At 69.4% G+C, this 19,198-nt stretch carries 19 protein-coding genes and 1 pseudogene; 6 read left to right on the top strand and 14 right to left on the bottom strand.

Annotated features, from left to right (window positions below):
- Both ACTJKK_RS15790 and ACTJKK_RS15785 read right to left on the bottom strand, forming a co-directional pair.
- On the bottom strand, positions 1 to 973 hold a 973-nt coding region (locus tag ACTJKK_RS15790; protein WP_440748673.1), incomplete at its 3' end, for a chaplin family protein.
- A 107-nt stretch (positions 974 to 1,080) separates the two neighbouring features.
- On the bottom strand, positions 1,081 to 2,121 hold the full coding sequence (locus ACTJKK_RS15785; RefSeq protein WP_440748672.1) for a hypothetical protein: 1,041 nt from the start codon (positions 2,119 to 2,121) through the stop codon (positions 1,081 to 1,083).
- Positions 2,122 to 2,699: 578 nt separating this feature from the next.
- Here ACTJKK_RS15785 and dnaB point away from each other — a divergent pair.
- Positions 2,700 to 4,046 carry a replicative DNA helicase gene (gene dnaB, locus ACTJKK_RS15780; protein WP_247624751.1) on the top strand — a complete coding sequence of 449 codons (1,347 nt, stop codon included), beginning with the start codon at positions 2,700 to 2,702 and terminating at the stop codon, positions 4,044 to 4,046.
- 39 nt (positions 4,047 to 4,085) lie between these two features.
- Positions 4,086 to 4,334: a hypothetical protein gene (locus ACTJKK_RS15775; RefSeq protein WP_440748671.1), complete on the top strand. Its 249-nt coding sequence runs from the start codon at positions 4,086 to 4,088 to the stop codon at positions 4,332 to 4,334.
- Positions 4,335 to 4,408: 74 nt separating this feature from the next.
- Here the strand turns inward: ACTJKK_RS15775 and ACTJKK_RS15770 are convergent, their stop codons facing one another.
- Entirely contained in the window at positions 4,409 to 4,900 is a 492-nt protein-coding gene (locus ACTJKK_RS15770; RefSeq protein WP_440748670.1) for a MarR family winged helix-turn-helix transcriptional regulator, read from the bottom strand.
- 102 nt (positions 4,901 to 5,002) lie between these two features.
- Here ACTJKK_RS15770 and ACTJKK_RS15765 point away from each other — a divergent pair, with 102 nt between their 5' ends.
- The gene (locus ACTJKK_RS15765) at positions 5,003 to 5,905 is read left to right on the top strand and encodes an alcohol dehydrogenase catalytic domain-containing protein (RefSeq protein WP_440748669.1); all 903 of its coding nucleotides are present in this window, start codon (positions 5,003 to 5,005) and stop codon (positions 5,903 to 5,905) included.
- Between the two features lie 75 nt (positions 5,906 to 5,980).
- Here the strand turns inward: ACTJKK_RS15765 and ACTJKK_RS15760 are convergent, their stop codons facing one another.
- The 3 genes from ACTJKK_RS15760 to ACTJKK_RS15750 are packed head-to-tail and all read right to left on the bottom strand — an operon-like array spanning position 5,981 to position 9,136.
- Positions 5,981 to 6,742, bottom strand: a complete 762-nt coding sequence (locus tag ACTJKK_RS15760; protein ID WP_440748668.1) for a hypothetical protein — start codon at positions 6,740 to 6,742, stop codon at positions 5,981 to 5,983.
- Positions 6,743 to 6,794: 52 nt separating this feature from the next.
- Positions 6,795 to 7,457, bottom strand: a complete 663-nt coding sequence (locus ACTJKK_RS15755; protein ID WP_440748667.1) for a response regulator — start codon at positions 7,455 to 7,457, stop codon at positions 6,795 to 6,797.
- A complete protein-coding gene (locus ACTJKK_RS15750) occupies positions 7,454 to 9,136 on the bottom strand; it encodes an ATP-binding protein (RefSeq protein WP_440748666.1) in 1,683 nt (560 codons plus the stop codon). The genes ACTJKK_RS15755 and ACTJKK_RS15750 overlap by 4 nt, the downstream gene beginning before the upstream one ends.
- A gap of 265 nt (positions 9,137 to 9,401) precedes the next feature.
- Here ACTJKK_RS15750 and ACTJKK_RS15745 point away from each other — a divergent pair, with 265 nt between their 5' ends.
- Together ACTJKK_RS15745 and ACTJKK_RS15740 are read left to right on the top strand one after the other, a co-directional pair.
- On the top strand, positions 9,402 to 10,826 hold the full coding sequence (locus tag ACTJKK_RS15745) for a CitMHS family transporter (RefSeq protein ID WP_404597431.1): 1,425 nt from the start codon (positions 9,402 to 9,404) through the stop codon (positions 10,824 to 10,826).
- A gap of 113 nt (positions 10,827 to 10,939) precedes the next feature.
- Complete coding sequence (locus ACTJKK_RS15740; protein WP_440748665.1) at positions 10,940 to 12,307, top strand: protein kinase domain-containing protein; 1,368 nt, start codon at positions 10,940 to 10,942, stop codon at positions 12,305 to 12,307.
- An 18-nt stretch (positions 12,308 to 12,325) separates the two neighbouring features.
- On the opposite strand, the gene ACTJKK_RS15735 is transcribed toward ACTJKK_RS15740, so the two are convergent.
- On the bottom strand, positions 12,326 to 12,916 hold the full coding sequence (locus ACTJKK_RS15735; RefSeq protein ID WP_440748664.1) for a TetR/AcrR family transcriptional regulator: 591 nt from the start codon (positions 12,914 to 12,916) through the stop codon (positions 12,326 to 12,328).
- Positions 12,917 to 12,949: 33 nt separating this feature from the next.
- On the opposite strand from ACTJKK_RS15735, the gene ACTJKK_RS15730 reads away from it, so the two are divergent.
- Positions 12,950 to 13,873 (top strand): DMT family transporter, encoded by a 924-nt coding sequence (locus tag ACTJKK_RS15730; RefSeq protein WP_440748663.1) that lies wholly within the window; start codon positions 12,950 to 12,952, stop codon positions 13,871 to 13,873.
- A gap of 9 nt (positions 13,874 to 13,882) precedes the next feature.
- Here ACTJKK_RS15730 and ACTJKK_RS15725 read toward each other — a convergent pair whose 3' ends face one another.
- From ACTJKK_RS15725 to ACTJKK_RS15695, 7 genes and pseudogenes are all read right to left on the bottom strand, one after another.
- Positions 13,883 to 14,395, bottom strand: coding sequence for a metallophosphoesterase family protein (locus tag ACTJKK_RS15725; RefSeq protein ID WP_440748662.1), 513 nt, complete (start codon positions 14,393 to 14,395; stop codon positions 13,883 to 13,885).
- 6 nt (positions 14,396 to 14,401) lie between these two features.
- A complete protein-coding gene (locus ACTJKK_RS15720) occupies positions 14,402 to 14,731 on the bottom strand; it encodes a sugar ABC transporter ATPase (RefSeq protein ID WP_247633459.1) in 330 nt (109 codons plus the stop codon).
- 189 nt (positions 14,732 to 14,920) lie between these two features.
- Positions 14,921 to 15,817, bottom strand: a complete 897-nt coding sequence (locus ACTJKK_RS15715) for an SDR family oxidoreductase (RefSeq protein WP_247624102.1) — start codon at positions 15,815 to 15,817, stop codon at positions 14,921 to 14,923.
- Between the two features lie 33 nt (positions 15,818 to 15,850).
- A complete protein-coding gene (locus ACTJKK_RS15710; RefSeq protein WP_440748661.1) occupies positions 15,851 to 17,656 on the bottom strand; it encodes a glycoside hydrolase family 15 protein in 1,806 nt (601 codons plus the stop codon).
- Between the two features lie 336 nt (positions 17,657 to 17,992).
- The gene (locus tag ACTJKK_RS15705; protein ID WP_440748660.1) at positions 17,993 to 18,361 is read right to left on the bottom strand and encodes a hypothetical protein; all 369 of its coding nucleotides are present in this window, start codon (positions 18,359 to 18,361) and stop codon (positions 17,993 to 17,995) included.
- A 94-nt stretch (positions 18,362 to 18,455) separates the two neighbouring features.
- A pseudogene (locus tag ACTJKK_RS15700) lies at positions 18,456 to 18,770 on the bottom strand (MMPL family transporter); the annotation flags it as partial.
- Positions 18,771 to 18,953: 183 nt separating this feature from the next.
- The gene (locus ACTJKK_RS15695; protein WP_247624123.1) at positions 18,954 to 19,172 is read right to left on the bottom strand and encodes an RNA-binding S4 domain-containing protein; all 219 of its coding nucleotides are present in this window, start codon (positions 19,170 to 19,172) and stop codon (positions 18,954 to 18,956) included.
- Positions 19,173 to 19,198: the final 26 nt, after the last annotated feature.

Below are 19,198 nucleotides of genomic sequence, written 5' to 3'. Positions count from 1 at the left end.
TGGTGGTGCTGCCGGTGGTGGGGGCGCCCGGGGTGGTGCCGGTGCCGGTCGTGCCACTGACGTCGCTGTCTCCGGTGAGGGAGATGGCGTTGCCGGTGACGTCGATGGGTGCGGTGACGGGGGCGGTGACCTGGCTACCGCTCAGAACTCCGTCATCGCCGGACGTGCTCGTCCACGGTGCCGGAAGCGCCGTGAACTCACCCGGTGCTGCCGGTGCTGCCGGTGCCGAATCGCCACCCGCGACCTCGCTGTCTCCGAGAAGGGAGATCGCGTTGCCCGAGACGTCGACCGGAACCGAGATCGGCGCGATCACCTGGGTGCCGCCGGCGATAGCGTCGTCACCTGACGTGCTCGGCGCCACGGCATCCGTCGGTGCGGTCGCGGGTGCCGGTGCCGCGGCATCCTGACCTGCGGTTTCGCTGTCTCCGAGAAGGGAGATCGCGTTGCCCGAGACGGTGACCGGCACGTCGACGTGCACGAGCGCCTGGGTGCCCGAGAGCAGACCGTCGACGCCGGTCGTGGTGACCGACGGGGCCGGTGCGGCGGGTGCCGGGGCCGGAGCCTCGGCGGGCGCCGCCGCCTGTTCGCTCGACGAGTCGCCGAGCAGGCTGACGGAGTTGTCGGTGACGGTCACCGGAACGGTGACGTCCACGACGGCCTGCGTTCCGGATGCCGTGCCGGAGTCGCCGTTCGTCGTGGCCGCCGGCGCCGGTGCCGGGGCGGGGGCTGGTGCCGGGGCAGGCGCAGGTGCGGGTGCCGGGGCCGGAGCCTGCTGCGCGGAGGAGTCTCCGAGCAGGGAGATCGCGTTGTCGACGATCGTGACCGGGACCGAGACCGGAGCCTCGACCTGGGTGCCCGAGAGGACGCTGTCGTCTCCCGAGGTGTCTGCCGCGTTCGCGGCCGTTGCGCCGAGCAGGGTGATCCCGCCGGCGAGAAGCGTTCCCCACAGGGCCCGCTTGAGGTAAGTACGCATGATGACTTTCTCCTTGACTGGACTGGGGTGTCTGATGTGGGTGCGCGCGAAGATGTGCGCGCGCAGCACGGCATCTGTCGTCCTCGAGGGGACGACGTGACGACCCGTCAGTCGGGGGAGACGTCGGTGTCGGCGACCAGCGACGTCGGCAGGACGTCGTCGGCTGCGCCGGAGGTGCGCTCCTCGGCACGGAGCGCAGGAACTCCCGCGTCGGTCAGACCGGCGGGAGAGACAGCGGATGCTCCGCCGGAAGTGGCGGAGGAAGACGGTGCGAGCGGCCCGCCGACGGGGCCCGTGGCGGGGCCGGAGGCATGACCGGACGCGGACGCAGTCGTCGCCGGAGCAGGGGCCTCGACGGGCGCGGAGAACCCAGACTCGTCGAGCGGATGCCGGGGCGCGGGTGCGAACGTCGACACGGCGGTGGCGCCCGCAGCAGCCGCCGGCACCACGGTCGGAAGGGATGCGAACCCGGGATCCGGGACCACCACCGGCGGAAGCACGACGGGCGGGAGCGACTCGGTCGGGTCGAGCCCGACCAGCACCGGGGGCACCGTGTTCTCGACGACTTCGCCGACGATGCCCGTGGTGTCGTCCACGACACCGGTCACATCGTCGAGGAGCTTCGTGACGCCGAGGTCGCGGAGCAGTCCGCCGACCACCGGCAGTGCGGCGACGGCATCTTGCACGGGATCGACGATCTGAGACACCGGAGCATCCTGCAGCAGGTCGGCCACCGGGGGGACGACGGCCTGTGCGGTGTCGGTGACGGTCTCGACCACGGGGTTCGCGACATCTCCCACGACGGGCACCTCGGCGACCGCGTCGGTGACGTCTTCGACGACGGCGGGGACGGTCTCGGGAACCGGAGCGACCACCTCGTGCACGACGGGGGCGACGACCTGGTTCACGACGGGCGCGACGACCTGGGCGACGATCGGCTCGGTCACGGCGGTGACGGTGTCGCCGACCGTGGAGACGGTTCCGGTGACGAGGGACGACACTTCTCCGAGAAGGGAGGGGTCTTTCTGCTCGTCGGCCTGAGCGGATCCGCCGCCGGTGAGGACGGTGATCGTCGCCCACGCGAGCGCTCCCAGACCGCCCCACAGGGCGATCGCGGGTACGCCGCGACGGGTTGCTCGAGCGTTCACGTCGACTTCCCCCTCCGAAAGACGATCGTTCCGACGCGCTCTGCGTCGATACCGGGTGACGATACTCCCGGTATATCGCGATGTCCATACCATCTCGCGCCGATCCGATGACACCTTCCGCAGGATTCCGCGCGTGTCGCCGTGTGACGCGCCCGGCGAAATTCCGGCTTGACTTTCCCCAAGTTCTTCACATGTGTCTTCGAGATGAACAAACCTTAAATGTGCAGTTGAAGCCCGTTCTCATCCACAGGGTGGGGAAACAGGAAACCCCCGGTCCAGGCGAAAAAGAAAGTTTGAACTCGGGGTACTCCACCGGGTTATCCACATGCGTTGTGCACAGACTCTCCGGACTTGTTCGCACGCTCTCCACAGAGTTATCCACAGGCCGTGTTGCGTGTGGATAACGCCGCTCGTAGCGTGGGCGAGCGACCCAATGTCGGAAGTCCGTGATGTGCTGCGCAGATGGCCGTTCTCGGCCCGGACGACAGCACGACGCCCCAGGTCCCGGGCGTCGCGGCACCGCAGAACGTCGCAGCGAAGGGAGCAGTGTGTCGATCGCCGACATCTCAGAAGAGCGCATGGGCGGAAGCCCGCGCGGACCGGAGCGCACCCCGCCCCACGACCTGCTCGCCGAGCAGAGTGCACTGGGCGGCATGCTCCTGTCGAAGGATGCCGTCGCCGATGTGATCGAGACGCTCAAGGGCGCCGACTTCTACGTGCCGAAGCACGAGCTCATCTTCGAGGCGATCCTCTCGCTCTACTCGCACGGCGAGCCGACCGACGTCGTCGCCGTCACCGATGAGCTCATCAAGACGGGCGAGCTGGGCCGGGCCGGCGGTGCCGACTACCTCCACTCCCTCACCTCGATCGTCCCGACCGCGGCCAACGCCGGCTACTACGCCGGCATCGTCTCGGAGCGCGCGATCCTGCGCCGTCTCGTCGACGCCGGAACCCGCATCGTGCAGCTCGGCTACGCGGGTGAGGGCGATGCGACCGACATCGTCAACAACGCGCAGGCCGAGATCTACTCCGTCACCGGAACCGAGACCGCCGAGGACTACGTTCCCCTCACGAACGCCGTCGACGCCGCGATCGAGGAGATCGAGGCCGCGAACGGCCGCGACGGTTCGATGACCGGCATCCCGACCGGATTCCGTGAGCTCGATGAACTCACCAACGGCCTGCACGGTGGGCAGATGATCGTCGTCGCCGCCCGACCCGCCATGGGCAAGTCGACGCTCGCGCTCGACTTCGCGCGCGCGGCATCGATCGGTCACGACTTCCCGTCGATCTTCTTCTCGCTCGAGATGGGTAAGAGCGAGATCGCGATGCGTCTGCTCAGCGCCGAGGGCGCGATCCCGCTGCAGAACATGCGCAAGGGAACCCTCGACCCCCGCGACTGGACCACCGTCGCGGCGACCCGCGGGCGCATCAACGACGCCCCGCTCTACATCGACGACAGCCCCAACATGACGCTCGTCGAGATCCGCGCCAAGTGCCGCCGCCTCAAGCAGCGCGCCGGACTGCGCATGGTCATCATCGACTACCTGCAGCTCATGACCTCGGGCAAGCGCGTCGAGTCGCGTCAGCAGGAGGTCTCGGAGTTCTCGCGAAGCCTCAAGCTCATCGCCAAGGAGCTGCAGGTTCCCGTCATCGCCCTGTCGCAACTGAACCGTGGTCCGGAGCAGCGTCAAGACAAGAAGCCCGCGATCAGCGACCTGCGAGAGTCCGGCTCGATCGAGCAGGATGCCGACATGGTGATCCTGCTGCACCGCGACTCCGTCTACGACAAGGACGTGCGTCCGGGCGAGGCCGACCTCATCGTCGCCAAGCACCGTAACGGTCCGACCGCCACGATCACGGTGGCGTTCCAGGGCCACTACTCGCGCTTCATGGATATGGCCCCGGGTGGCGACTTCAACTGATTGCAGGGTCCAGGGAGAGATGGCGGTTTCTCGAGCAGGATGACGGCGAACGACAGCGAGCGCTTCGCCGACAAGTACTCCCATCACATCCCGAACCTGGCCAACTCCTCGACGCGCACCGCCCTTGCCATCGCCGGTGATGACGGTGAGGCGAAAGCGCGGGTCGCCATCGTGAACGATCTCGGGTTCGACACGGTTGACGCTGGCGCTCTCACCGAGTCCTGGACGTCGCTGCACGACAGTTCTGACGACCCACCATCAGGAACCGGGCCCGTAGCCCGACCCTGAATGCGTCGTGACGCTCACCGGCTCTGCGACGGCGCCTCAGGACACGATCTGCACGTACCGATGCGTGAGAGGGATCAACGAGCTGATCGAGGCGGTAAGAGGTCTATGCAGTCGCTTCGGAGCGGGGTGAGGATCGCTTCGGCGAGGTCTTCCAGTTGGTCTACCTGCTGGTTCTCGAGAAGCTCGAACACCCGGGTGCGGACTTCCGCGACGTAGCCGGGCTCCACTTCTTCCACAAGCTGTGCCCCTGTCGGTGTCAGTCTCGCGAGGGTCTTGCGTGCGTCTGTGGGTTCGGTGCTGCGGGTCAGGAAGCTTCGTTTCTCCAGTCGGCCGACGATCCGCGACAGGTGCGATGGTGTGACGCTGGCAGTGGCAGCCAAGCGGCTCATGTGGATTTCGCGGTCCTCGCTGAGCGACAGGCAGCGCAGAACCCCGTACTCGGCGTGGCTGAGATCCGCTGACCGCTCCAGGTAGGTATCCAGCTCTGCGGGCAGCCACATCATGACTCCCACCAGCAACGACCAGGTTCGGTCCTGCTGCGGCGAGAGGCGATCGGCTTCAGACATGGTCACATCGTACCATTGCTTGCTGCGGAAAGGAATCCGAGATAGCGTTACTTTCTGCGACAAGCATTCGTCGCGTCATGCTCACCAGAAGGTTGTTCTCCTATGCGCGCTGCCCGTTTCCACTCCTACGGATCCCCCGGGGTTCTCGTCGTCGAGGACGCGCCGGAACCGCATGCCGGTGAGGGGTCGGTTCGTATCAAGGTGCACGCCACGAGCGTGAATCCGATCGACGTTCTCGTGCGCGCCGGTCACCTCGCACAGTTCCTGCCCCTGACCTTGCCCGCCATCCCGGGCCGAGACGCCGTCGGCGTCGTCGACGAAGTCGGCCCGGGTGTGACGGACACGCAGGTAGGCGATCGGGTGTTCGGCCTGGGAGGGGTGAGCGACACCACGGCCGAGTTCGCGATCCTGACCGCATGGAGTGCTACGCCTGAGGGGTGGACGACGGCGCAGGCCGCTGCCGCAGGGCTCGCGTCCGCCACCGCAGCGGGAGTCATCGACGCTCTGGGCGATCTGAACGGCAAGACGTTCCTCGTCGAGGGCGCGTCAGGTGCCGTGGGCAGCGCTGCCGCAGCGTTTGCCCGCGCCGCCGGTGCCACCGTCATCGGCACGGGGCGGGAGAGCAACCATCCGTACCTGGAGTCTCTCGGTGTTCTCCCGACGACCTATGGCCCCGGGCTTGCCCAGCGTGTGGCCATCCTCGCTCCCGGCGGCGTAGATGCAGCCCTGCACTCGGCCCCGTCTGACTCGTTGCCAGAGCTGTTGAGCATCGTGGGGAACACCTCCCGGGTCGTCACCGTCATCGACCACGATGGAGCTGCACGACTCGGTGTCAAGAGTGTGAGCGCCCGCAACGACTCGACCCTCTTACGGTACGCAGCCGCGCTCGGACGGGACGGGCTCTACACGCCCCGCGTCGACCACGAGTTCTCCGTGACCGACATCGTCAAGGCGCACACCCTGGCCGAAAGCGGCAACGGCAAGGTCGTCGTCACGCAGCCCTGACCGGCGCAGAGGTTGGAACCTACAGCCGGGCGTGAGAGGGGTGTCGATGAATTTATCAACGCCCCTCTCACGCACTCACGGGAACATCTGTCGTAGCAGCTCCCAGTCGCCCGCCTCAAGGGCCCGAGTGGCGACCGCCCGGGCCTCCGGATGGACGCGCGGGCTGAGCCCCGCCCACACCCGCTGAGCCTCCGCGAGGTCTTTCGCGACGACCGCATTGCGCATGAAGTCGATCGCGTCGTAGTACGGGCCGGTCTGCTCGCCGGGCTGAGAGTCGAACGGGCTGTACGGATCGACCCATGGAAGTGTCGGGTCGGGGCGCAGGTAGAGGATGTTGCCTGCGTGGATCATGCCGGCGCGCACATGGTTGTGCGACTGGACCGTGATGTAGTCGATGCAGAATCGCTCGCCGATCGCGATCGCGCTGTCTCCCGCAGCGACCTCGTATGCGTAGACGTCGCCAGCCTCGTCAGTGAGCGCCTGGCCACTGGCCAGCTCCGACGGACCCCTGTCGACAAGGTCACCGATGAGCTTCGAGTAGTACGGGCCGGAGTCGTCGGTTCGCGTCGACATCGTGCTGATGTGGGCGGTGCTCGTGCACTTGCCCGGCCCGCCGGCGGGCACCGAGATGCCGTCGCCGAGGTCGACCAGACCGTCGTGGGATGCCGGGTCAGCGGTCGGATTCGGAGACTCGGTCGCGGCGGGAGAGCCGGACCCCGCACCGAACACTCCGGTGACCCACGTCGTGGCTCCGAGCATCGCCGGCAGCGCGAGAACGAGCAGCCCCGTAACGACGGCTGCAGACACGACCATCGTGATCTTCGTCGAACGCTTCATCGTGCTCAGCATCCCATCGGCGGCATCGCCGGCGCCAGCATCCGCCTCCGAACTACCGCTTCCCCACCCGCGCGTACCGATGCTCGGGCCGACCGGTGGTGCCGTAGCGCAGTCGCACCTCGACCTGGCCGCGAGTGGCGAGGGCCGCGAGATGGCGCTGCGCCGTCGCGCGCGAGATTCCCACGCGCTCGGCGACCTCGGCGGCGGATGCCTCGTCGTCGTCGCCGAGTCCGTCGAGGATGAGCTGCTCGGTGGCCGAGCGCGAGACGGTCGCGGGCTCGGCACCGCCGGCCATGATCGACATCGCACGGTCGATGCGCTCCTGGGTGAGCGCCGCGTCGCCGCCCAGCAGATTGCGCATGCGGGCGTAGCGGCGCAACCGGTCGACGAGCGCCGTGGCGTCGAAGGGCTTGGCGAGGTAGGCGAGGGCGCCGGCGTTGATCGCGCGCCGCACGGTCACGGCATCCGTCGCCGCCGACAGCACGAACGCGTCGCGCTCGGTGTCGGCGACGAAGCGGATGCCGTCGCCATCCGGCAGATACGCATCGACCAGCAGCAGGTCGGGCTGATGCGCGCGCAGCGCCTGGCGCGCGGCGTCGAGCGTGTGCACCGCCTCGAGCGGGGTGAAGCCGGGCACGCTCGCCACCGCGTCGCGGTGCAAGCCCGCCACGCGGAAGTCGTCGTCGATCACGAGCACGCGGATGTCGTCGGTCACTGTTCCTCCAGCTGCCGGTCGTCGTCGGGCGGTCGCACCGCCGAAGGGATGCGGGCGCCGAACACGGCGCCATGACCGCCGTCGCCGGAGCCGCCACCACCACCCGGCGAGATCAGCCACACGTCCCCACCGCGCCGCCGGGCGAGGTCGCGGGAGAGTGGCAGCCCGTAGCCGTGGCCGTGCACGGGTCCGGCATCCGATGCGTCGGAACCGGAGCGCACGGCGATCGTCTCGGTGGTCGGGGCGAAGGGGTCGCGGCCGGGCGGGGTGATGCCCGCGCCGGAGTCGGCGACCGTCAGCACCAACTCGCTGCCGTCGGTGAGGAGGGTGACCTCGACCCGTCGCGGCTCGACGCCGGCGACGGCGGCACGGATCGCGTTGTCGACCAGGTTGCCCAGCACGGCCGCGACGTCTTCGGCGGCGGTCACCTCTCCGAGCAGGAGCGTGTCGTCGGTGATGACCAGCGCGACACCGCGCTCGCGGGCCGTGACCGCGGTCGCTCCGAGGAACGACTGCAGGAACGGATCGGGCACCCGCTCGATCCCCTCGACATCGCCGCCCACCGAACCGCGGTGCGTGAGCTCGTCGAGGAAGGCGCGTGCCTCGCGCCCGCGGTCGGCGTCGAGCAGGCCGGAGACCACGTGCAGACGATTGGCGAACTCGTGACGCTGCACCCGCAGTGCCTCGGTCGTCGCGCGCACGGTCTCGAGGCGACCGGCGAGGGCCTCGATGTCGGTGCGATCCCGCACGACCACGACCACCCCGAGCGGCCGGTCCGCGCGCACGACCGGGCGGGCATCGAGATACAGCACCCGATCGCCGACCACCGTCTCGGCGCTCGCCCCGCGACCGTCGAGCAGACGACGCACGGTGTCGTCGAGGCCGAGCGACGAGACGCGGCGACCGACGGGAGAGTCGAGCTGCAGCATCCGTTCCGCCGCGCTGTTGCAGACGCGCACGACGCCCTCCGGGTCGACCGCGAAGACGCCGTCGCCGACCCCCTCGAGCACGGCGGCCTGATTCTGCACGAGCGCGACGAGGTCTTCGGGCTGCAGGCCCAGCGTCAGCCGCTCGAAGCGGCGCCGCAGCAGAAGCGTGGCCAGGGCGGCCAGGCCCAGGGCCGCGACCCCGGCGACCGCGATCGTCGCGATCAGGGCGGGCAGTTCGTCGAAGACGCTCGCGCGCTCGAATCCGACGCTCACCTCGCCGACCGGCGGCTCTCCCGCCGTCGCGTAGATCGGCACCTTCGCGCGCGCCGATTCGCCGAGCGTGCCGACCTCCCAGTCGACGACCTCGGTTCCGCGCAGCACTTCTTCGAACGGGGTCGAGACGACCTGGCCGAGCAGATCCTGGTTGGGGTGGGCGAGGCGGATGCCGTGATCGTCGGTGATCACGACGAACAGGGCAGCGGTGCGATCGGCGACGTCGACCGAGATCTCCTGCAGGGGTCCGTCGCGCAGCGCCGCGGCCGCGGGCGTGCCCGGATCGGTCGAGAACTCGGCGACGAGTTGACGGACATCGGGGTCCTCGGCGAGGGTGCGGGCGATGTTGAGCGCCGTCGCCTCGGACTCGGCGCGCAGCTGCTGCACGCCGAGCCATCCGAAGACGAGGGTGCAGACGGTGACGACCGCGGCGACGGTCGCGAGCTGCACGAGCAGCAGTCGGGTGGCGAAACGCACCGGGGCAACCTCCTCGTCGCGTCGTGAGCACAATGCGCAGAACACACGCTACGCGCACAACGTGCAGCAATGCGACATAGCGCGCGCGGCGTCTGCGATCGACCTAGTCTCTCGGGATGCGCCGCACGCGGTGCTCCGCTCTGATGCACGACACGACGAAGGAGTCGATGTGAACGTGGAACCTGGGATCCTGCTCTCCGCCGAGGAGGGCTACGCGACGGCGTTCCTGCCGCCCGAGGGCGTGCTCGTGGCCCTCGGGTTCACGATGGTGCTCGTCTTCATGGCGCTCATCATGACCCGCCGTCTGACCCCGATGGTCGCCCTCATCCTGGTGCCGACGGTGTTCGGGCTCTTCGCCGGCGCCGGTCTCGGCCTCGGCGAGATGATCATCGACGCGATCTCCGACATGGCCCCGACCGCCGCGCTGCTGATGTTCGCCATCATGTACTTCGGCATCATGATCGACGTCGGACTCTTCGACCCGCTCATCCGCTTCATCACCCGGTTGCTCGGCGACGACCCGGCCAAGATCGTGCTCGGCACGGCGATCCTGGCCGGCGCGGTCTCGCTCGACGGCGACGGCTCGACGACCTTCATCATCACCACCTCGGCGATGCTGCCCATCTACCTGAAGCTGGGCATGAACCCGGTCGTGCTCACCTGTGTCGCCGGTCTCATGAACGGCACCATGAACATCGTCCCCTGGGGTGGCCCGACCGTGCGCGCCGCGACCGCACTCGGCCTGCAGCCCACCGACGTCTTCGTGCCCATGCTTCCCTCGCTGGGGGCCGGTCTCATCGTCGCCCTGCTCTTCGCCTGGTTCCTCGGGCTGGGAGAGCGCAAGCGCCTCGGCAGCATCGACCCCGATCGCATCGGCGGCTCGGCGGGCACCGGCTCGAAGGTGTTCCGCGGCGGCAACGCCACACCCGGTGCCCGAGCCACACTGCGCACCGGCAACATCGTCACCCTCGCCGGCGGCCGCGGAGGCCTGCCCGCGGCGACCGCGCTGCTCGACCGCGAGGACACGGCGATGGCCGACACGATGCTCGACCCGAACCGCGCCACGCTGCGCCCGAAGCTCATCTGGGTCAACCTCGCCCTCACCGCGGCCGTCATGGTGCTGCTCGTCGCCGACATCTTCCCGCTCGCCTACGTCTTCATGGTCGGGGCGGCGGTCGCGCTGGTGATCAACTTCCCGAAGCTCAAGAGCCAGGCCGACGAGATCGTCGCCCATGCCCCGAGCATCGTGGGCGTCGTCTCGATGGTTCTGGCCGCCGGCGTGCTCGTCGGCGTGCTGAACGGCACGGGCATGGTCGACGCGATGGCCGGCTGGATCACGACCGCCATCCCCACCGCGCTCGGACCGTTCCTCGCGGTGATCACCGGCATCCTGTCGATCCCGCTGACGTTCTTCATGTCGAACGACGCCTTCTACTACGGCATCCTGCCGGTGCTGGCTCAGAGTGCTGAGCACTTCGGCATCGAACCCGTCGAGATGGCTCGGGCATCGATCACCGGGCAGCCCGTGCACCTGCAGAGCCCGCTGGTGCCAGCGATCCTGCTGCTCGTCTCGCTCGCGAGCGTCAACCTCGGCGACCACCACAAGAAGGTGCTGTGGCGGGCGTGCGCGGTGTCGCTGGTGATGCTCGCGGTCGGCGTGCTGGTGGGGGCGGTACCGCTCGCGGCGTGACGCCTCGCAGGCAGCGAAGCACTCGATCGGCCGGAGTCAAGCCCACTGACTCCGGCCGATCGAGCGCCGTAGTGTCGGAGGATCGATCGACGTTTCGCGATGAGGAGTACCCGATGACGCTGGAAGTCGTCTCGCCGACGGAGGCTCTGCTCGACGGCCGGTACCTGCTGAAGGACCGCGTCGGACAGGGCGGCATGGCGACGGTCTACCGCGCCGACGACACGCATCTCGGGCGGACGGTCGCGATCAAGATGATCCATCCGGGAGACGAGGCGAAGGTCTCGGTCGAACGCGCGCACACCGAGAAGGCCCTGCTCGCCTCGCTCAACCACCCGTCGCTCGTGACGCTCTTCGACGCCCAGCTCGACCCGGGGCGGCCGCAGTACCTGGTGATGGAGTTCATCGACGGGCCGACGCTCGCCCAGCGCATGGCGCAGGGACCGATCCCCTCGCGCGAACTCGCCGCGCTCACCCGTGATCTGGCGCAGGGCCTCGCTGCCGCGCACGCGGCCGGCATCGTGCATCGCGACGTCAAGCCGTCGAACGTTCTGCTGCAGAGGCGTGGGACGCGCAGCGGGGGAGCATGGACGGCCAAGCTCGCCGACTTCGGGATCGCCTGCCTCGTCGACGGATCTCGCCTCACCACGCCCGGCATCGTGCTCGGCACCCTCACCTACATGGCTCCCGAGCAGTTGCGCGACCACGACCCGGGCACGCCCGCCGACATCTTCGCGCTGGGCCTCGTCGTGCTCGAAGCGCTGACCGGCGAACCCGGATACACGCCGATCGGCTCGGGCCGCGCCGCCGCGATCGCACGGTTGGCCGGATCGCCGCCGGTTCCGGGCGATGTCGACCCGGCGTGGCGCGATCTGCTGGAGCGGATGACCGCGATGGAGCCGGATCGGCGACCGACCGCCGCGGAGGTGGCCAGGGCGGCGGGCGCGCTCCTGAGCGGGGGCGAGCCGGCGGCGAGTCGTGCCGCCGCAGACCGGATTGCTCCGCCCGCGCTGGCCGAAGCGGCGACCGTCGAGGACGACCGCGGAGCTGCGGATGCCGAGACGGGGCGCACGGCCGTTCTCCCCGCCGAGCGCCCCGCACGCGTCGGCCGGGCCCGCACGCGCGTCATCGCCGGGGCAGCCGCGCTCGTGGTCGCCGGAGTCTCCGTCGCCGGCGCGATGGCCCTCGCCCCGGACTCGGGCGCCTCGGGAAGTGCGCTCTCGGAGGCCGTGGCCCGTGCGGTCGCGTCTGTCGAGGTCGCACCCGAGGAGGTCGCGACCGAGGCGCCGGTGAGCGACGAGGTCGTCAGCGAACCCGTCTCACCGGCAGAGCCCGTCGCCGAAACCGTCGACGACGGGGAGAAGGGTTCCTCCGGTCAGAGCGAGAAGGGCACCCCCGGCAGCGGGGCCAAGGACAACCCGTCGGACCAGAACGGCAACAAGCCCGACCACGCGGGTAAGCCGGGCAAGGGCTCCCAGGGCTGAGCTCTCACCGTCACGCGATCAGCTCCGCGTGAGCAGCGTGCGCGCCCACCCGCGCGCGACGACGAAGGGGTCGGCGAACGTCGCCATGCCGACCGTGACGATCGCCCCTTCGTAGAGGAGCATCATCGCCTGCGCCACGGCGCGGTGATCGCGGATGCCGGCTTCGGCGCAGAGTTCGTCGAACAGGTCGAACAGCCACACCTTCTGGCGAGAGACCTCGGGGAAGACAGGGTGGTCGTCGTTGCCCTCGCCGATCTCGGCGCGGGCGTTGATGGCGCTGCAGCCCTTGGGGCTGTTGTCGTCGGACCAGGTGATCGCGGCGTCGAAGATCGCGAGCACGCGGTCGATGCCCGGCTCGGGAACCCGGGTGAGGTGCGCGGCGACGTGCTCGCGCCAGCGCGCGTCGCGGTGCTGCAGGTAGGCGACGACGAGCGCCTCCTTCGAGCCGAACCGGTCGTAGAGGGTCTTCTTGGTGACGCCGGCGACCTCGGCGATCGTGTCGACCCCGACCGCATGGATGCCGCGCTCGTAGAAGAGCTGCGAGGCGGCGTCGAGCACACGACGTGCTCCGGGGGTGAGGGGTGCGAGCTCGGGAACGGACGAGGTCATGCAAAAACTATACCAACCTGTATAGTCGTACGCATGAGTAAACAGATCGGTGTACTTCGCGGGGTGCTCACGGCCGCAGCGGCAGCCGCTTTCATCGTCACGTGGAGTTCGGGCTTCATCATCCCGGCCTTCGCCACGGTCGACGTCGCACCGCTCACACTGCTCGTCTGGCGGTTCGTGCCCCTGGCGATCGTGCTCCTGCTCATCGTCCGCGTCTCGGGGGACGCGAAGGGCGTCACCCGACGTGACGTGCGCACGCAGGCGCTGATCGGGCTCTTCGCGCAGTTCGGATACTGCGCCGCCGTCTACGGGGCCGTCGCGACCGGCATCGCCACGGGCACGGTCGCGCTCATCGATGCGGTGCAGCCCCTCATCGTCGCCGTGCTCGTCGGACCGATCCTCGGACTGCGCGTGCGGGGATCGCAGTGGGCGGGCCTCGCCCTCGGCGCCGTCGGTGTGCTGCTCGTCGTGCGCTCGCAGTTCGGGTCGTCGGCCGCACCCCCGATCGCCTACCTCCTGCCGGCCACCGCGATGGTGTGCCTCATCGTCGGCACGTTCCTGCAGCGGCGATCCGCGGTGCGGACGGGCGTACTCGTGACGCTCGCCATCCACGTCACCGTGACCGCCGTACTTCTGCTCGCGGTGTCGGTGGCCACCGGGTCGTTCGTGCCCCCGGCATCCGCATCGTTCTGGCTCGCCGTCGTGCTCACCGCCCTGTTCCCGACGCTCGCCGCCTACGGCCTCTACTGGTGGTTGCTGCGACGAGTGGGGATCACCGCCCTGCAGGCGCTGCTGTTCCTCATCGCGCCGGCGACGGCGATCGCCGGGGGCATCCTGCTCGGCGAACCCCTCACGATCGTGACGTTCGTCGGCTTCGCGCTCTGCGGTCTCGGTGTCGCGGCCGTGCTCCGCGGCGAGGCGAAGACGCGGCGAGAGCAGTCGGCGCTCGCCGCCTGAGGAGCGGCGTCAACCCCGCTCGACCGGCACCAGCTCGACGTCGCGCAACTCGTCCCCGTCGACGACCGCGGTCATGAGCGTGCAGACGGGCTGGCGCCGACGGTCGGTCGGCGACCCGGGATTGAGCAGGCGGATGCCGCGGGGCGTGCGCGAGTCCCACGGAATGTGGCTGTGCCCGAACACCAGAACGTCGAGTGCGGCGTCCGGGTATGCGAGGTCCATGCGCCGCTCACGGCCCGTGGCCGCACCCGTTTCGTGCACCACGCCCACGGTGAGACCTTCGATCGCCTCGACGGCGAACTCCGGCATCCGCTCTCGCAGGTCGGCACCGTCGTTGTTGCCCCACACCCCGATCAACTGGGCGGCGCGGGCGTCGAGCGTCTCGAACGTCGCGAGGTCGACCCAGTCGCCGGCGTGGATGACGACCTCGGCGCGGTCGACCTCGCGCCACACGGCGTCGGGCAGGCGCTTCGCCCGCGCGGGCACGTGCGTGTCGGCGAGCAGCAGCAGTCGCGTGGCCACCGGCGGTCAGAGGTCGTTGGGCGAGAGGTCGCCCTCGCCGTCCTCGCCGATCTCGGCGATCACCGGGTCGCCCTCCTGCGTCTCGGGCTGAAGGCCGCTCGACGGCAGGTCCGTCGCGGGGATCTCGTCGTCGTCCGACGGCAGCTCGTCGGGGTCGGCTCCGGTGGCCACGACCTCGTCGATGTCGGCACCGGCGTCGAGAGCATCCGTGCGCTCCCACTCGGCCTGGGCCGGGTCGTCGGACGGGTCGGCGAACGAGGTCGCCTCGTCGTCGCGGAGCGGCTGGACGTTCTCGGGGGTCTCGTCGATACGGCTGTCGTTGGAGTCGGTGTTCATGGAGTCCTCCTGGGGGCGGTGGTCTGGGTGCTTCCAGCGTGCCGGGGCGAATGCCGTGGCGCGACGGGCTTGACGGGCGCGAGCCGTGCGGGGTACCGGCCCTTCGTCTCGCTGCGCTCGCTCAGGAACCGGTGTTCGAGCGCGGTTCCTGAGCGAGGAGCGCAGCGACGAGACGAAGGGCCGCGGCGATCAGGGAGTGGGCATGCCGCCGTTCACGTTGAGCGTCTCACCGGCGACATAGCTCGATTCGGCCGATGCGAGGAAGACGTAGGCCGGGGCGAGCTCGGCCGGCTGGCCCATGCGGCCCAGCGGGGTGTCTTCACCGAACTGGTCGATCTTCTCCTGCGGCTGTCCGTCGCTCGGCTGCAGTGGGGTCCAGATCGGTCCCGGGGCGACGGCGTTCACGCGGATGCCCTTCGGCGCGAGCTGCTGGGCGAGGCCCTTCGTGAAGGCGTTGATCGTCGCCTTGGTCGACGCGTAGTCGACCAGGATGTCGGACGGCGAGTACGCCTGGATCGACGTGGTGTTGATGATCGCGGAGCCCGCCGGGAGGTGGGGGAGCGCGGCCTTCGTGATCCAGAACATCGCATACACGTTCGTCTTGAACGTGTCGTCGAACTGCTCGTCGGTGATGTCGGTCAGCGACTCCTGGTAGATCTGCTTGCCACCGTTGTTCACCAGGATGTCGAGACCGCCGAGGGCTCCGACCGTCTCGGCCACGAGCGTGCGGCAGTACTCGGGATCGCGCAGGTCTCCGGGGAAGGTCGCCACCTTGACGCCCGCTTCGCGCACGATGCCGGCGATCCGGTCCGCGTCCTCCTGCTCCTCGGGGAGGTAGGAGAGCGCGACGTCGGCGCCTTCGCGGGCGAAGGCGATCGCGGTGGCGGCGCCGATGCCGGAGTCGCCACCGGTGATGAGGGCCTTGCGGCCGGTCAGGCGGCCGGAGCCGCGGTAGCTCTCCTCGCCGAGGTCGGCCTTCGGGGCGAGGTCCGCGTCGAGGCCCGGCTCGGGCATGTGCTGCTTCTGCGGCTCGATGTCGGCGTACAGCTCGGCGGGGTTGGTGAAGGTGTACTGGTCACGGGACATGGTGTTCCCCTTCCTTGTTTTCGTGTCGGTCTTTCAGGTGCGGTCGCGCAACAGCTCGTCGGGGACGACGTCGCGGATGGTCATGGCGGCGGTGAGGAACGCGAGGTGACTGAGTGCCTGCGGGGTGTTGCCCCAGGCCGAGCCGTCGTCGGCGTCGATCATCTCGGCGTAGATGCCCACGTCGTTGGCCTGGGCGATGAGTTCGTCCATGAGGGTGAGGGCCTCGTCGTGCCGGCCGACGCAGGCGAGCGCCTCGGCGCGCCAGAACGCGCACGCCACGAACGTCTTCTCCTCGGCATCCGCCCCGCTGTAGCGGTAGAGGAGCGGACCCGCGCCGAGCTCGTCGACCAGGGCGTCGATCGTCGACGACATGCGCTCGCCGCGGTCGAAACCCGACGGCGCGTGCAGCAGCACCGAGGCGTCGAGCTCCTCCGAGCCGGAGTAGAAGACGTACGCCGAGCGCTCGGCGGACCAGCCGTTCTCGTCGATCCACCCGCGGATGCGCTCGCGCTCGGCCCGCCAGCGATCGGCGCTCCCGGGGATCGCACCGGCGTCGGCCAGCGCGACGGCGTCATCGAGGGCCTTCCAGCAGCCCATCTTCGACGAGATGTAGTGCCGCTCCTCAGGGAGTTCCCACATGCCCGAGTCCGGGTTGCGCCACAGATCGCACGTACGGTCCGCGATTCCCGCGAGCATCCGCGCCGTGCCGATGTCGAGCACGTTGCCCGCATCGACGTAGGTGCGGCAGATCGCGAGCAGGTCGCCGTAGACGCCGAGCTGCAGCTGGTCGCCCGCGGGGTTTCCCGTCACGACCGGCCCGATGCCTCGCCAGCCCTCGACGTCGTACTCGAGGGGCTCGGGCACGAGCCCGCCGTCGAGCGTGTACATGACGTGGAGCTCGGGGCCGTGGTCGCGGATCGTGCGGAGCATCCACGACAGCGCGGCCTGGGTCTCCTCCCGCAGGCCGAAGCGCACCAGCGCGTGCGCCGTGTAGGCGAGGTCGCGCACCCAGGCGTGACGGTAGTCCCAGTTCTTGCCGCCGGCCGGGTTCTCGGGCAGCGATGTGGTGGCGGCAGCGGCGATGGCGCCCGACGGGCTGTAGATGAGCAGTTTCAGGGCGAGGGCGCTGCGCTGCACCTGCTCGCTCCAGGGACCCTCGTTCGAGAAGACGCGAGACCAGTGCCGCCAGTTCTCGATCGTGCGATCGATGCCGTCGTCGACGTTGTGCGGATCGGGGATGTGGAGGGGTTCGTCGTGCGTGGCCGCGAGGGCGATCAGGTGGCGTGAGCCCGACGTCGTCGAGAATGCGCCGTCGAGAAGCGGCCCGTCGGCTCCGTCGGGATCCGGATGCCGTGGCCCGTGATCGAAACCCACGATCGCGAACGCCGTGGCGCCGCTGCGCACCACCGGGCCGTGGTCGGTGCTCTCGATCCAGGGTGCCGCCGTGCGCAGCGACGTGCCGGGGCGCACGCACCAGCGCATCTCCACGGAACCCTCGATGCCGTCGATCCGCCGGGCGAGCTCGGCCCACGGCAGCCGTCCGGCGACACCCGACACCAGGGCGTCCGTGACGCGGACGCGTCCGGCATCCGTCACGAAGGTCGTCTCGAGCACGTTCGTCTCGGGAACATAGCGTCGCTCGGTGCGGAACTCGGCGACGGGTCGCAGCTCGAAGCATCCGCCCGTCTCCTCGTCGAGGAGGCGCGCGAACACCGGAAGGTCGGTGAGATCGGGCAGCGGGAGCCAGTCGATGCAGCCATCCGTGCCGATCAAGGCGACCGTGCGACCGTCGCCGATCGGAGCGTAGGTCTCCAGGGGGCGACCGATGGGGGTGGGCATGTCGCCATCGTGCGCGCGTCGGGCGAATGGGGCAAAAGCCTTGCGCGACGGCCGCTCACTCGCTATCGCGCGGGCGCCCGGTGGCCTCTTAGCAGTGATCGCGGGACGCCGTCAACGGTCGGAGAGCGATGCGGCCGAATCCGCCTGCGCTTCTAGGCTTGGAACACAACGAGTCGGCACTGCCGGTTCCGCGTCGGTCGAACCGGACGGCGCGCTCCTGTTCTCTCTCGGTCAGGGGTGACCCGGATGGGGGCGGAGCGCTGTGCGCACCACTCGTCGACTTCGCCGGTCCTCCGTCTTCGGGCGACGGGGGACCGGACAGCTTCCCGTGGGTACTCAGTGCCGAGTCGTCCCCGCGTCCAGGTCGAAGTCGACGACCCATTCATTGCCCTTGTCGTCTTCGCCGTCGCCGTCGCCTTCGCCTTCGGACGCAAGCCGCCTCGGGTAGGAAGGGTGGGTGCGCAGGCGCTCCGCGTGCTCGGAGAAGTCCGGGTCCGCGCCGTCCGAGGAATGGGGACCCACGAGGACGTCGTTGCCGAGGCCGACCACGAGTTCGGCCAGGTCGTTCTCGCCGTCGACGACGATCGGAATCTGCAGAGCCTGAGAGCCTCCCTCATTCGCGATCTCCGCCGCGAGGACGACGAGTGCGTCCGCGACATCATCGGTGGTGACGAGCTGTTGACCGGCGTACGAGACGAGTTTCATGATGACAGCCTCGCAGTCGCGATCGGATTCTCGCGCGGGGTTGCTTCTGCCCGCCCGGATGGGTAGCGAGGGACGAACCCGACATCGTCGTGCATCAGATGACGCGTTCGGCGTAGCGGGGCGTCGACTGCAGCGCGAGGGCGTTCGCGCCCTGCTCCGCCGCATCCGCGTCGCTCAACGCGGGCGTGCGGGGCCACCAGAATCGATCTCGCGCGAGGAAGGCGAGAGCGGGGACGATCACCGTTCGCACCAGCAGCGTGTCGATGAGCACGCCAACGCACACGATCACTCCGATCTGCGTCAGGGTGATGAGCGGAAGCACCCCGAGCACGGCGAAGACCGCAGCGAGGAGGATGCCGGCGCTCGTGATGACGGCGCCGGTCGCCGCCAAGGCGCGGATCATGCCCTTCAGGAGCAGGAGACGATCACACGATACCTCGAGGGGGTCGTCGCGCGCCTCGGACGCCATGTGGCGATCTCCTCTGCGGAGACCGCCGCGACCTCCTGATCGCGACCCTCCGAGCACGCTGCCGTGTTCAGCTGTGGGTGCGTGAGGCCGCTACGGAGGGCGATCCGGTGCGGCGGAGCGCGATCAAGGGCGTACGCGCACCGTGCGGGCCTCGAACGACACCAGGTCGCCGTCGTGCAGCTGGCGCCCGCGGCGGCGGTCGACCTCGCCGTTGACCTTCACGAAGCCGTCGATGATCGCCTCTTTCGCGTCGCCGCCGGAGTCGATGAGTCCCGCGAACTTCAGGAACTGGCCGAGGCGGATCACCTCACCGCCGATGGAGACGTCGTCGATAGCGCTCATCCCTGCATCGTATCCGCCCCGGCCCG

The organism is Microbacterium sp. 22179, assembly GCF_052045715.1.
Taxonomy (GTDB): domain Bacteria; phylum Actinomycetota; class Actinomycetes; order Actinomycetales; family Microbacteriaceae; genus Microbacterium; species Microbacterium galbinum.
This window is presented reverse-complemented; position numbering and strand designations above follow the sequence as displayed.